Raw genomic sequence first — 11,411 nt, 5'->3', positions numbered from 1 at the left:
GATCCTTCGGATTGTACGGGGGCCCCGGGCTTCCGGATTTGCGGACCGGATGATATGTAATCTACCGATAAAACCAATTTTCAAGATGGATAAAATCGAAAGTGCGCTTCGGCGCACGACCGATACGCGTGCCCTGGCGCTCGGTGTCGGAACCCTGCCGCGTACGGCAGATCTCTTCAAGGAGTTTTTCCCCGGATGCCGGGCTCTGGTCGTTGCCGACACCAACACGTGGCGCGTGGCCGGAGCCGAGGTGCATCGGATTCTCGATGCCGCCGGCATTGCGCAGGATGAGCCCTGCATCTTCACCGACCCGGATCTCTATGCCGAATGGCGCTTCGTCGAGCGGCTCGATGCCGTGCTGGCCGCCACGGATGCCGTGCCGGTGGCTGTCGGTTCGGGCGTCATCAACGACCTGACCAAACTCTCGTCTCACCACAACGGCCGTCGCTACCTGATCGTCGGCACGGCCGCCTCGATGGACGGCTATACCTCCTACGGTGCCTCGATCACGAAGGACGGAAACAAACAGACGTTCGACTGTCCGGCCCCGCTGGCCATGGTCTTCGATCCGTCGATTGCGGCGGCGGCTCCGGCCGAACTCTCCGCTTCGGGCTATGCCGATCTGATCGCCAAGATCCCGGCCGGGGCCGACTGGATGCTGGCCGACGTGGTCGGGGCGGAGACGCTGGACGATTTCGCCTTCAGGCTGGTGCAGGATGGCCTGCAGGAGGCACTCAGTGATCCGGCCGGGGTACATGCCGGACGGGTCGACAAGGTGGAGCAGCTGGCCGAGGGATTGATCATGAGCGGTTTTGCCATGCAGGCCATCCAGTCGAGCCGTCCCGCTTCGGGGACTGAACACCAGTTCAGCCATCTGTGGGACATGGAGCATCTGCGTTATCGCGGGGCTTCGGTTTCGCACGGATTCAAGGTCGGCATCGGCACGCTGGCCTCGACGGCCTTCTACGAGATGCTGCTCGAGACGCCGGTCGGGGAGCTCGATGTCGAGCGCTGCGTGGCGGAATGGCCCTCCTGGGAGCAGACTGAAGGCGAGATCCGCCGCCTGTTCGACCACGATCCCGAACTGGTGACCCGCTGTCTGAAGGAGACCCGCGACAAGTATGTTGGCCGCGACGGGCTGCGCGATCAGCTGACGCGTCTGCGCGAGGCGTGGCCCGAACTCCGCGAGCGGATCCGCCGGCAGATCATCCCGCTGCAGGAGGTTCACCGGCGGCTGGAACTGGTCGGAGCCCCCTGCGAACCCGAACAGATCGGCGTTTCGCGGGCCGGATTCCGCGAAGCCTTTGAACGGATCCCCTACATGCGCAGCCGTTATTCGGTGGTCGATACGGCCTTCCGCTGTGGTTGGATGAAGGGGTGGCTCGACCGGCTCTTCGGAGAGGGCGGCATCTGGGAGATTCGTTGATACGACGGCGCCGCATCCCGGGGTCCGGTGTGCCCGGCCCCGGGGCGCTCCGCTGTGGACGATGTGAAAAATGAACTATCTTTGCGACAAATCTGTGACAAATCATCAAAACCCATGACTGCGGAACAGCAAAAGCGTTTCAAACATTGGCAGATGCGCACGATCCTCGCCACGATGATCGGCTATGCGCTCTTCTATTTCGTCCGCAAGAACTTCTCGCTGGCCATGCCCGGCCTGGAGTCCGATCTCGGCATCTCGAAGGTCAGCCTCGGCATCTTCCTGACGCTCAACGGCGTGGTCTACGGTCTTTCGCGCTTCGTCAACGGCGTGCAGGCCGACCGCATGAATGCCCGCTGGTACATGGCCATCGGACTGGCCCTCTGCGCCCTGTCCAACTTCGCCTTCGGTTTCGGCGAGGACATCTCCTACTGGATCACGGGCGAACATACGGGTGACCGATTCACCAACACGATGATCCTCTTCATGGGCATCATGTGGGTGGTGAACGGCATGCTGCAGGGAACGGGTTTCCCGCCCTGCGCCCGGCTGCTGACCCACTGGATTCCGCCCCACGAGCTGGCTACCAAGATGTCGGTGTGGAACACCTCGCACTCGATCGGCGCGGGGCTGGTGGTGATCCTCTGTGGCTATATCATGGGTACGATGGGCAGCGGTCCCGACCATGTCGGGGCCTGGCGGTGGTGCTTCTGGATCCCCTCGGGCATCGCCTTTGCCGGAGCTATCGGTCTGGTCGTCTTCCTGCGCGACACCCCCTCGTCGGTCGGACTGCCCGAGCTGGAGGGAACCGAATCAGGCGAGAAGCGCGAGCGCTTCATGGCCAAGAGGGCCGAGCACAAGGCCTTCCTGATGAAGCACGTCTTCCGCAACCCGCTGATCTGGATCCTGGGTGTGGCCAACTTCTTCGTCTACATCGTCCGCTTCTCGGTGCTGGACTGGGGCCCCTCGCTGCTGAGCCAGTCGAAAGGGGTCAGCATGGAACATGCCGGCTGGCTGGTGGCGATGTTCGAGATTGCCGGCATCCTGGGCATGCTCTTCGCCGGATGGGCCACGGACCGCTGGCTGAAGGGGCGTGCCCACCGCACGTGCGTCTTCTGCATGGCGGGTGCGGCGCTCTTCGTCTTCCTCTTCTGGCAGCTGCCGGCCGATGCGCCGATCTGGCTGCTCTTCGCCACGCTGTGCGCCGCGGGATTCTGCATCTACGGCCCGCAGGCGCTGATCGGCATCGCGGCGGCCAACCAGGCCACCAAGAATGCGGCGGCAACGGCAAACGGTCTGACGGGACTCTTCGGCTATGCCTCGACCCTCGTCTCGGGCGTCGGGCTGGGCTACGTGGCCCAGCACTACGGCTGGAACTGGGCCTATGTGGGGATTCTTGCCATGGCGGTGGTCGGCATGGGGGTCTTCCTGCTGATGTGGGGCGCCCGGGCCGACGGCTACACAACCGAGGCAAAAACGGAGCATTGACTAACCTTCCGGCAATTCAAGAGGCGGGCCGAGAGCCGTTTACCCGGCTCCTTCCCCTTGGGAAAAAGCGGAATTTTCCCTATATTTGCCTTTGATAACTTTTTTATTGCTCTTTTGACCATAAAACCATGTTGAGTATTGCCGAACGACACAAATACATTCTCGATTCGCTGAATGCACACGGATTCGTACGCATTACGGACATCGCCAACGAGCTGGGGGTCACGAAGGTCACCATCCGCAAGGACGTGAAGATTCTCGAAAGCAAGGGGCTGCTGTACAAGGTGCACGGCAGCGCCCGGCCGGCGAATCCCCATGTCTCGGATCTGGACGTGCACGTCAAGGATACGATCAACCGCGACGCCAAGCGGGCCATCGCCCGCCGGGCGGTGGCGTTGCTCGACGACGTGGATTCGGTGATCGTGGCCTCGGGATCGACGATCTACGCCTTTGCCGAGGAGATCCGCTCCCGGACGTGGCGCCATCTGAACATTGTGACGCCGTTCCTGCGGCTCGGAGTTCTGCTCAACGAGGTGGAGAATGTCAACGTCGTGCAGTTGGGCGGTGCGGTGCACCGCAAGTCGCTGTCGGTGTCGGGCGAGGAGGCGATCCGCGCGCTGGACGACTGTCGCTGCTCGAAGGTCTTCTTCGGCGTCGACGGCATCGACATCGACCACGGGGTGACCACCTCGACGATCGAGGAGGCGCGTCTGACGCGTCGGATGATGGCGGCCGCTTCGCAGACGATCGTGCTGGCCGATTCGTCGAAGTTCGGACAGCGCGGCTTCGGGCGCATCGGTTCGCTGGAGGATATTGACGTCATCGTCACCGAGGCGGAGCTGCCCGAGCAGATGGCGGCTGCTCTCGAGGAGGCAGGTGTCGACGTGATTGTCGTCGAGTAGCCGGAGCCGAAGCTGCGGTCGGAGAGACCGATGCGGGGGGGCGGAGCGGTTTTGCCGGCCGGAGACGTGGTAGCCCGGATGGCGATTGTTGAAAAAAAATCGGGAAAAGGTTTGCACGCCCGCCGAAAAACCCCTACCTTTGTAGGCAATTATAGCGAAATCCGAATCCTATGAATGGCAATCCCCATATCCCGATGGCGCAAATGTGCTGGCAGCAGGATTATTGGTCGGGGTTCCACTCTCCGAAGGATGCGGATTTTCTGGTTTTTTAGGGTAACTGTTTCGGTTGCCCTATTTTTTTATGCGATCGGGTCGATGAAAACATTTTACGAGAATGCCATGATCTACCGCGGGGGGCGCTTCGAGAAGGGGCGTCTGGTCGTGGAACAGGGTCGTGTGGCGGCGGATTGCGAACCGCAGCCGGGCGATAGCCGGGTGGATCTCGGCGGCCGGTACCTCGTGCCGGGGCTGGTCGACGTGCATGTCCACCTGCGCGAACCGGGTTTCCCGCAGAAGGAGACCATCGCCACGGGTACGGCCGCAGCAGCTCACGGAGGCTATACGACGGTCTGCTCGATGCCCAACCTGAATCCGGCCCCCGATACGCCGGAGCACCTCGAGGAGCAGCTGGCGCTGATCCGCCGCGATGCCGCGGTGCGCGTCAAACCCTATGCCTCGATCACCATGGGGCAGCGCGGATGCGGCGAACTGGTCGACTTTGCGGCGCTGGCACCCCACGTGGCGGGATTCTCGGACGACGGGCGCGGCGTGCAGTCGGAGGAGCTGATGGAGGAGGCGATGCGCCGGGCGGCGGCGGTCCGCAAGCCGATCGTGGCCCACTGCGAGGTCGACGAACTCCTGCGCGGCGGCTATATCCACGACGGCGTCTACTGCCGCGAACACGGCCACCGCGGCATTTCGTCGGAGAGCGAGTGGCGGCAGGTCGAGCGTGACATCGCGCTGGCCGAACGGACCGGGTGCCAGTACCACGTCTGCCACGTCTCGACGAAGGAGAGCGTCGAGCTGGTGCGGCGCGCCAAAGCCCGCGGGCTGCGGGTGAGCTGCGAGACGGGTCCCCACTACCTGCTGCTCTGCGACGAGGATCTGCAGGAGGAGGGACGCTTCAAGATGAACCCGCCGCTGCGCAGCCGCGAGGACCGCGAGGCGCTGCTGGCCGGCATTGTCGACGGCACGATCGAGGTCATCGCCACGGACCACGCCCCGCATACCGCCGAGGAGAAGTCGCGCGGTCTGGAGCGGAGCGCCATGGGCATCGTCGGGCTGGAGACGGCCTTCCCGCTGCTCTATACCTATCTGGTAAAGCGGGGCGTCATGACGCTGGAGCGCCTCGTGGAGCTGATGTCGGTCAATCCGCGACGGCTCTTTGCGCTCGAGGGGGGGATTGCCGAGGGGGATCCGGCCGACTTTACGGTGCTGGACCTCGACATGCACTATGCAATTGATCCCGCTACGTTCCTCTCGAAGGGCCATGCCACGCCGTTTGCCGGCTGGCAGGTCGATGGCGGCGCGGTGCTGACGGTGGTTGGCGGCCGCGCGGTTTACGATACGCTGACAACGAAATCAAACAGATAAGGACAGACAAGGATGAAAGCATTTACGAAAAAGATCGTCCTGGAGGACGGCCGCGAGTTTTACGGATACGGTTTCGGATCCGACCGCGAGGCCATCAACGAGATCGTCTTCAATACCTCGATGGTGGGGTATCAGGAGATCATGTCCGATCCGTCGTACACGGATCAGATGGTCGTGATGACCTACCCGCTGATCGGCAACTACGGTATGGCCGATGAGGATTACGAGACCAAGACGCCGACCGTCGGCGGCATGATCGTCCGGGAGTACAACGACCTTCCGTCGAACTTCCGCTACACGAAGACGCTCAACGAAGTCTTCGAGGAGTACGACATCCCGGCCATCTCGGGAGTTGACACCCGGACGCTGACGCGCATCATCCGCGACGAGGGCAGCCAGAAGGTGATCATCACCTCGGCCCAGACCCCCCGCGAAGAGGCGCTGGCACGGCTGCACGCCTATGAGATGCCCCACGACATGGTCGCACGCGTAAGCTGCAAGAAACGCTGGCTGTCGCGCGTGGCCAACCACAGGTACGACGTGGTGGCTATCGACTGCGGCATCAAGTACAACATCGTGCGGCAGTTGAACCACGTGGGCTGCAACGTCACGGTGATGCCCTACAACTCGACGCTGGAGGAGATCCTTGCCTTCCATCCCGACGGTATCCTCTTCTCGAACGGGCCCGGCAACCCGGAGGACGTACAGCCGGTCATCGAACTGATCCGCCGGCTGCGGGGGCGTCTGCCGCTCTTCGGCATCTGCATGGGCCATCAGCTGATCTCGCTGGCCTACGGTGCGCGGACCTTCAAGATGAAGTTCGGCCACCGCGGCGCCAACCATCCGGTCAAGAACCTGCAGACGGGCAAGATCGAGATCACGAGCCAGAACCACAGCTATGCCGTGGACATCGACTCGCTGAAGGGTACGGGGCTGACGCTGACGCACGTCAATCTGCTCGACGGCACGGCCGAAGGGGTGGAGTGTGCCGAGGAGCGGGTCTTCTCGACGCAATATCACCCGGAGAGTGCCGCCGGTCCGCAGGACAGCACCTATCTGTTCAATAAGTTCACCAAAATCATGGAGGAGTACAAACATGCCTAAGAGAAAAGATATCAAGAAGGTGATGGTGATCGGGTCGGGCCCGATCGTGATCGGTCAGGCCGCGGAGTTCGACTACGCGGGTACGCAGGCCTGTCTGGCCCTCAGGGAGGAGGGCTACGAGGTGATCCTCGCCAACTCGAACCCTGCCACGATCATGACCGATACGCATATTGCGGACAAGGTCTACATGGAGCCGCTGACGCTCGAATATGTGGCCAAGATCATCCGCTACGAGCGTCCCGATGCCATCGTTCCGGGACTGGGCGGACAGACGGGTCTGAATCTGGCCGTGCAGCTGGCCAAGAAGGGCATCCTGAAGGAGTGTCAGGTGGAGATCCTGGGCACGTCGTTCGACTCGATCGAACGCGCCGAGGACCGCGAACTCTTCAAGGAGCTGTGCCAGTCGCTGGGCGAACCGGTGCTTCCGTCGGAGGTGGCCTCGACGATCGACGAAGGGGTGGAGATTGCCGCGCGGATCGGCTATCCGGTGGTGCTGCGTCCGGCCTTCACGCTGGGCGGTACGGGCGGCGGCTTCGCCGATGACGAGGCGCAGCTGCGCGAGATGATGCGCAACGCCTTGGCTCTCTCGCCTGTGCATCAGGTGCTGGTCGAGAAGAGCATCAGGGGCTACAAGGAGATCGAGTTCGAGGTGATGCGCGACCACAACGACACGGCCATCAGCATCTGCTGCATGGAGAACATCGACCCGGTGGGCATCCATACGGGCGACTCGATCGTCGTGGCCCCGAGCCAGACGCTGACCAACAAGGAGTTCCAGATGCTGCGCGACTCGGCGCTGAAGATCATCCGCGCGCTGAAGATCGAGGGCGGCTGCAACGTGCAGTTCGCGCTGGATCCGCTGTCGTTCAAATACTTCCTCATCGAGGTGAACCCGCGCGTGTCGCGTTCGTCGGCCCTGGCCTCGAAGGCCTCGGGATACCCGATCGCCCGCGTGAGTGCGAAGATCGCCGTGGGTCTGACGCTCGACGAGATCCGCATTGCCAATACGCCGGCCTCGTTCGAGCCGACGCTCGACTACGTGGTGACGAAGATCGCCCGTTTTCCGTTCGACAAGTTCTCCGACGCCTCGAACAAGCTCGGCACGCAGATGAAGGCCACGGGCGAGGTGATGTCGGTCGGCCGCACGATGGAGGAGTCGCTGCTGAAGGCCGTCCGCTCGCTTGAGACGGGCGTCTGCCACATCTACCACAAGAAATTCGATTCGTGGTCGAACGACGATCTGCTGGACTATATCAAGATCGGTACGGACGACCGCCTCTATGCCATCGCCCAGCTGATCCGCGGCGGGGTCGACCTGGCGCTGATCTACGACAAGACGAAGATCGACATGTTCTTCCTCGAGAAGTTCAAGAACATCGTCGAGTTCGAGAAGGTGCTCCGCGCCCATCCGATGGACATCGAGACGCTGCGCGACGCCAAGCGCATGGGCTTCAGCGACAAGTATATCGGCCAGCTGTGGGGACTTTCGCAGCATGAGATGTACCGCCTGCGGGAGAAGAACGACATCTTCCCCGTCTACAAGATGATCGACACGTGCGCCAGCGAGTTCGACTCCTACGTGCCCTACTTCTACTCGACCTACGAGCACGAAAATGAGTCGAAGGTGAGCGACCGCAAGAAGATCGTCGTGCTGGGTTCGGGCCCGATTCGCATCGGACAGGGCGTCGAATTCGACTACTCGACGGTTCACGCCATCTGGTCGATCCGCGAGGCGGGCTACGAGGCCATCATCATCAACAACAACCCGGAGACCGTCTCGACGGACTACACGACCAGCGACAAGCTCTACTTCGAGCCGCTGACGGTCGAGGACGTGATGAACGTCATCCATCTCGAAAAGCCCGAGGCGATCGTGGTGTCGCTGGGCGGACAGACGGCCATCAACCTGGCCGAACCGCTGGCCGAACTGGGCGTGCCGATCATCGGCACGGACTGCGAGGCGATCCGCAACGCCGAGGACCGCGGTTGCTTCGAGCGCATCATGGAGGAGCTGGGCATCCCGCAGCCGGAGGCCGAGGCCGTGACGGACATCGAGGCCGGCGTGAAGGCGGCGGCACGGATCGGCTATCCGGTGCTGGTTCGTCCGAGCTACGTGCTGGGCGGCCGCGCCATGCAGATCGTCTCGAACGAGGAGCGGCTGCGCCACTACCTGCAGACGGCCGTGGAGGTGAATGTGGACCAGCCGGTGCTGGTTGACCGCTACATCCTGGGCAAGGAGCTGGAGGTCGACGCCATCTGCGACGGACGCGATGTCTTCATTCCGGGCATCATGGAGCATGTCGAGCATACGGGTATCCACTCGGGTGACTCGATCAGCGTCTACCCGACCTTCAGCGTCAGCCAGCGTGCCAAGGAGAAGATCATCGACTACACGGTGCGGCTGGGTCTGCGGATCGGCATCGTGGGTCTCTACAACATCCAGTTCATCGTGGCGGGCGACGACGACGTCTACGTCATCGAGGTCAACCCGCGTTCGTCGCGTACGGTACCGTTCCTCTCGAAGTCGACGGGCGTTCCGATGGCGCACATCGCCACGCAGGTCATCCTGGGCAAGTCGCTCCGCGAACTGGGTTACAGCGAGGTCTACGGCCGCGAGAAGGAGCGCTGGTACGTGAAGGCTCCGGCCTTCTCGTTCGCCAAGATCCGCGGCATGGATTCCTACCTCTCGCCGGAGATGAAGTCGACGGGTGAGGCGATCGGCTACGACGACAAGCTGACGCGGGCGCTCTACAAGGCGCTGCAGGCCACGGGTATGCACGTCTCGAACTACGGAACGATCTTCGTGACGATCGCCGATCAGGACAAGCCGCAGGCGCTGCCGCTCGTGAAGCGCTTCTACGACCTGGGCTTCAACATCGAGGCGACGACCGGCACGGCGGAGTTCCTGCGCGAGCACGGCATCCGCACGCGCACGCGCCGCAAGCTGAACGAGGGAAGCACGGAGATTATCGACGCCCTGCGTCAGGGACATATCAGCTACGTGATCAACACGATCGACATCAACCAGCACAATACGCGGCTGGACGGCTATGAGATCCGCCGCACGGCCGTCGAGAACAACGTAACGGTCTTCACGGCCCTCGAGACGGTGAAGGTGCTGCTGGACGTGCTGGAGGAGATCACGCTGCGGGTTTCTACGATCGACGCCAAATAGGAGAGCGCCATGATGACGGACAAATCGGCAAGCGGGACGATGTACAAGCGGGGACTCTACCGCATCGAAGAGAACGAACGGCTGACGGAGTCGGTGTGGCGCATGACGCTCGAGGGTGACACGCAGTGGATTACGGCTCCCGGACAATTCGTCAACATCGCCCTCGAGGGGCACTATCTGCGGCGGCCGATCTCGGTGTGCGACTGGGACAACGAGCGGATCGTGCTGATCTATAAGGTCGTGGGTGAGGGTACGGCGCAGATGAGCCGCATGGAGGCGGGCGAGGAGCTCGACCTGCTGACGGGGCTCGGAAACGGCTTCTCGACACGGATCGACGCCCGGCGTCCGCTGCTGGTCGGCGGCGGAGTGGGGGTTCCCCCGCTCTACGGACTGGCCCGCAAACTGCTTGATGCGGGCAAACCGGTCGGCGTGGTGCTGGGCTTCAACACCGAGTCGGAGATCTTCTACGAGGAGGAGTTCCGCCGTCTGGGGTGCAGCGTCACGGTGGCCACGGCCGACGGTTCGCGCGGCGTGAAGGGCTTCGTGACGACGGCCATCGCCGAGGAGAGGCTCGATTTCGACTACTTCTACGCCTGCGGGCCGCTGCCGATGCTCCACGCCCTGTACAACGCCGTGGAGCAGGACGGACAGCTTTCGTTCGAGGAGCGCATGGGGTGCGGATTCGGCGCCTGCATGGGCTGCTCGTGCAAAACCCGGTACGGCAACAAGCGCATCTGCAAGGAGGGACCCGTACTGGAGAAAGGAGAGATCATATGGTAGGGAAACAGACGATACAACCCGGCATCGCCGCCGGGGTCGACACGACGGTGGAGCTGTGCGGCGTGCGGCTGGACAACCCGGTCGTACCGGCCAGCGGCACGTTCGGCTACGGCAACGAATTCAAGGACTTCTACGACATCAACATCCTCGGGTCGTTCTCGTTCAAGGGAACGACGCGCGAGGCGCGCTTCGGCAACCCCACGCCCCGCATCGCCGAGTGCACCGAGGGGATGATCAACGCCGTGGGGCTGCAGAACCCGGGCATCGACGCCGTGATCCGGCACGAACTGCCGCGGCTGCGGAGCTTCTTCCGTAAACCGGTCATTGCCAACATCTCGGGCTTCTCGGTCGAGGAGTATGCCTACTGCTGCGAGCGGATCGACAAGCAGGAGCAGGTCGGGATCATCGAGGTGAACGTCTCGTGCCCGAACGTGCGCCACGGCGGCATGTCGTTCGGCACGAGCCCCGAGGCGGCGGCCGAGGTAACGCGCGCGGTGAAGGCCGTGACTACCAAGCCGGTCTTCATCAAACTCTCGCCCAACGTCACGGACATCGTTGCGATCGCCCGGGCGTGTGAGGAGGCGGGGGCCGACGGCATCTCGCTGATCAATACGGTGCTGGGCATGCGCATCGACGTGGCCCGCAGACGGCCTGTAATCGCCAATACGATGGGCGGGTTCTCGGGCCCGGCAATCTTCCCGCTGGCCGTGCGGATGGTCTACCAGGTGGCCCATGCGTGCCGGATCCCGGTCATGGGGTGCGGCGGCGTGCGGTCGGCCCGCGACGTGATCGAGATGATGATGGCCGGCGCGACGGCCGTGCAGGTCGGCGCCGCCAATCTGGTCAACCCCTACGCCTCGAAAGAGATCGTCGAGGCACTGCCCGGCGAGATGCAGCGCCTGGGCATCGAACGTTTGTCGGATATAATCGGAATAGCTTGAAAAAC

8 protein-coding genes are annotated in these 11,411 nt (G+C 62.9%); all 8 read left to right on the top strand.

The window, feature by feature from the left end; genetic code table 11:
- Positions 1-85: 85 nt before the first annotated feature.
- The 8 genes from B5G09_RS01585 (at position 86) to B5G09_RS01550 (ending at position 11,406) form a co-directional block, all read left to right on the top strand.
- Positions 86-1,426, top strand: a complete 1,341-nt coding sequence (locus B5G09_RS01585; RefSeq protein WP_087403731.1) for an iron-containing alcohol dehydrogenase — start codon at positions 86-88, stop codon at positions 1,424-1,426.
- 114 nt (positions 1,427-1,540) lie between these two features.
- The gene (locus tag B5G09_RS01580; RefSeq protein ID WP_087403730.1) at positions 1,541-2,911 is read left to right on the top strand and encodes an MFS transporter; all 1,371 of its coding nucleotides are present in this window, start codon (positions 1,541-1,543) and stop codon (positions 2,909-2,911) included.
- Positions 2,912-3,039: 128 nt separating this feature from the next.
- A complete protein-coding gene (locus B5G09_RS01575; protein ID WP_087403729.1) occupies positions 3,040-3,813 on the top strand; it encodes a DeoR/GlpR family DNA-binding transcription regulator in 774 nt (257 codons plus the stop codon).
- A 315-nt stretch (positions 3,814-4,128) separates the two neighbouring features.
- Positions 4,129-5,406 carry a dihydroorotase gene (locus tag B5G09_RS01570; protein ID WP_087403728.1) on the top strand — a complete coding sequence of 426 codons (1,278 nt, stop codon included), beginning with the start codon at positions 4,129-4,131 and terminating at the stop codon, positions 5,404-5,406.
- 12 nt (positions 5,407-5,418) lie between these two features.
- On the top strand, positions 5,419-6,510 hold the full coding sequence (carA, locus tag B5G09_RS01565; RefSeq protein WP_087403727.1) for a glutamine-hydrolyzing carbamoyl-phosphate synthase small subunit: 1,092 nt from the start codon (positions 5,419-5,421) through the stop codon (positions 6,508-6,510).
- Positions 6,503-9,685, top strand: coding sequence for a carbamoyl-phosphate synthase large subunit (gene carB / locus B5G09_RS01560; protein ID WP_087403726.1), 3,183 nt, complete (start codon positions 6,503-6,505; stop codon positions 9,683-9,685). Before carA ends, carB begins: the two co-directional genes overlap by 8 nt.
- 39 nt (positions 9,686-9,724) lie before the next feature.
- Entirely contained in the window at positions 9,725-10,465 is a 741-nt protein-coding gene (locus B5G09_RS01555; protein ID WP_087403878.1) for a dihydroorotate dehydrogenase electron transfer subunit, read from the top strand.
- On the top strand, positions 10,459-11,406 hold the full coding sequence (locus B5G09_RS01550; protein WP_087403725.1) for a dihydroorotate dehydrogenase: 948 nt from the start codon (positions 10,459-10,461) through the stop codon (positions 11,404-11,406). The genes B5G09_RS01555 and B5G09_RS01550 overlap by 7 nt, the downstream gene beginning before the upstream one ends.
- The last annotated feature ends 5 nt before the right edge of the window (positions 11,407-11,411 follow it).

The organism is Alistipes sp. An54, assembly GCF_002159375.1.
GTDB classification, from domain to species: Bacteria; Bacteroidota; Bacteroidia; order Bacteroidales; family Rikenellaceae; genus Alistipes; species Alistipes megaguti.
This window is presented reverse-complemented; position numbering and strand designations above follow the sequence as displayed.